Origin of the sequence: Xanthomarina sp. (genome assembly GCF_035306705.1) — a bacterium.
Lineage (GTDB): Bacteria > Bacteroidota > Bacteroidia > Flavobacteriales > Flavobacteriaceae > Xanthomarina.
Map to the genome: position 1 here is coordinate 1 of NZ_DATGNO010000150.1, position 2,205 is coordinate 2,205.

The window sequence follows — 2,205 nt, forward strand, 5'->3', positions numbered from 1 at the left end:
CACGTAGAATTATCGTTAAGTCCGCCAAATCAAACGATTATTTATTTTGTGATAAACAAATTAACGTATTTTAGCAAAGGCTCACTTTTTTTAATTATTTTCACCACCCAAATCGTAAAGTATCAATTATGAGTTTAGACTGTAGAACAAAAGACGAACTTTTTGATCATCCAATAGAATTGAGAGAAGTACGTAAGCAGGCTAAATAAAATCTAAAAAAAAAATAAAATTATGAGTAAAGGAAATGATCCGACTTTAATTAAGCATCTCGCGAAAAAAGGTGTTGATGACACCATGATAATGGGACATCCAGCAGGGCTATTTGTGCTATTCTTTACAGAAATGTGGGAGCGTTTCAGTTACTACGGAATGCGTGCCTTATTAACAGTGTTCTTAATCACAGAGATAGCCAAAGGTGGCTGGGAGTGGACTAATGCGGATGCAATGCAACTTTATGCATGGTACACAGGATTGGTTTATTTAACTCCACTTTTAGGAGGGATTTTAGCAGATAAATTCATAGGATTTAGAAAAGCGATTCTCCTAGGAGCTTTAATTATGACTTTAGGGCATTTGTCTATGGCATTTGAAGGAATTAGTTCTAATTTTTTCTATGCTGGACTTGTGATGATGATTTTAGGAAATGGTTTGTTTAAACCTAATATTTCATCAATGGTGGGGAACCTTTACCCCGATTCAAGTTCTAAAAAAGATGCAGGGTATACCATTTTTTATATGGGAATTAACGCTGGTGCTTTCTTAGGAATGTTGCTTTGCGGATACATTGGTGAAAAAATTGGATGGCATTATGGATTTGGATTAGCTGGAGTTTTTATGCTTTTTGGAATGTTGCAGTTCTATTTTGGACGTAAAATATTTGGAGCTATTGGTGAGCAACCTAAAAAGCAATTAGAAATGGATGTGAAAAAAGCAGTAGACCAAGAAGTCGAAGAAGATACGCCAAAGCATATTGTAAGAGATCGCTTGGTGGTTGTAGGGGTTTTAATGTTTGCCAGTCTCTTCTTTTTCTTTGCCTTTGAACAAGCTGGTGGCTCGATGACTGTTTTTGCTAAAGATTATACTCAGCGTGTTTTAGAGGGTAATTCAGGGATTATTTTTAAATGGGTGGATGCGCTTTTAACTATTTTTCCAATTATAATCGTTTCTTATGTATTGTATAGTTTAGGTAAGAAGATCATTAAAAAATATCCACTAACCATTGTTTTTACAGCTATTTCTTTTGTAATTATATGGATTCTAGGGGGTTGGAAAGTGTACAGAGAATTTAGTATTGAACAAACAGAAGTGACAGTTTCTTGGTTTCAAATTTTGAACTCTTTTTTCATTATCACATTAGCTTCTTCGTTTAGTAAAATGTGGGAAAAGGTATGGAATCCTTCTGGTCCTATTAAATTTGCTATGGGATTAGCGCTAGTAGGTGTAGGGTTTGTGGCTTTGGCTATTGGATCTAACAGTATTCCACAAGGTGCAACAAGCGCTTCGGTGAGTATGATCTGGTTAATATTGGCTTACTTTTTCCATACTACAGGAGAATTGTGTTTATCACCAGTTGGGCTTTCTTATGTTTCCAAATTATCGCCTAAACGTTTAGCAGGATTATTGTTTGGACTTTGGTTTACCGCTTCTGCTATAGCCAACTTTATTGCGGGAATGACAGGGTCTTATATTGACAAAATTTCGCACACTTATTCTATGTCTGTATTTTTCTTAATTATCGCAGCCATACCTATTTTTGCTGCTGTAGCTCTACTGCTTTTAAATCCGAAATTAAAGAAAATGATGCATGGTATCAACTAACTTTTATGGAATAATGAATAAAAGAAAAGTTGTTGAATTATAAATACAAATACTGAGAAAGGTTAAATACAGTACACAATTATGGCAAATGTAGATACAACTCAACATGACGAGTTTTTTAAGAGTAAAGTTTTAGGTCACCCTGCGGGCCTATTTGTACTTTTCTTTACTGAAATGTGGGAAAGATTCTCATTCTATGGAATGAGGGTATTATTGATAAACTTCCTTACAATGGCTGTTATCGGTAGTAATCCAGGATGGGAGTGGACGGCTGAAAATGCAGGGGCACTTTTTGGAACTTATGCAGGTTTGCTTTACCTAACGCCAATTTTAGGTGGTGTAATTGCTGATAAATTTACTGGATACCGTTGGGCAGTTCTTATTGGT

General features: G+C 35.4%; 1 protein-coding gene and 1 pseudogene. Both read left to right on the top strand.

Annotation, left to right across the window (positions count from 1 at the left end; genetic code table 11):
* The first annotated feature begins 294 nt into the window (after window positions 1-294).
* Window positions 295-1,818: a peptide MFS transporter gene (locus VKY47_RS12340; RefSeq protein WP_324313119.1), complete on the top strand. Its 1,524-nt coding sequence runs from the start codon at window positions 295-297 to the stop codon at window positions 1,816-1,818.
* A gap of 81 nt (window positions 1,819-1,899) precedes the next feature.
* Window positions 1,900-2,205: pseudogene (locus tag VKY47_RS12345) on the top strand (peptide MFS transporter); the annotation flags it as partial.

What these genes read in the sequence shown, in the direction of transcription:
- VKY47_RS12340 (WP_324313119.1), top strand. Translation starts at nt 295, where the DNA reads ATGATAATGGGACATCCAGCAGGGCTATTTGTGCTATTCTTTACAGAA.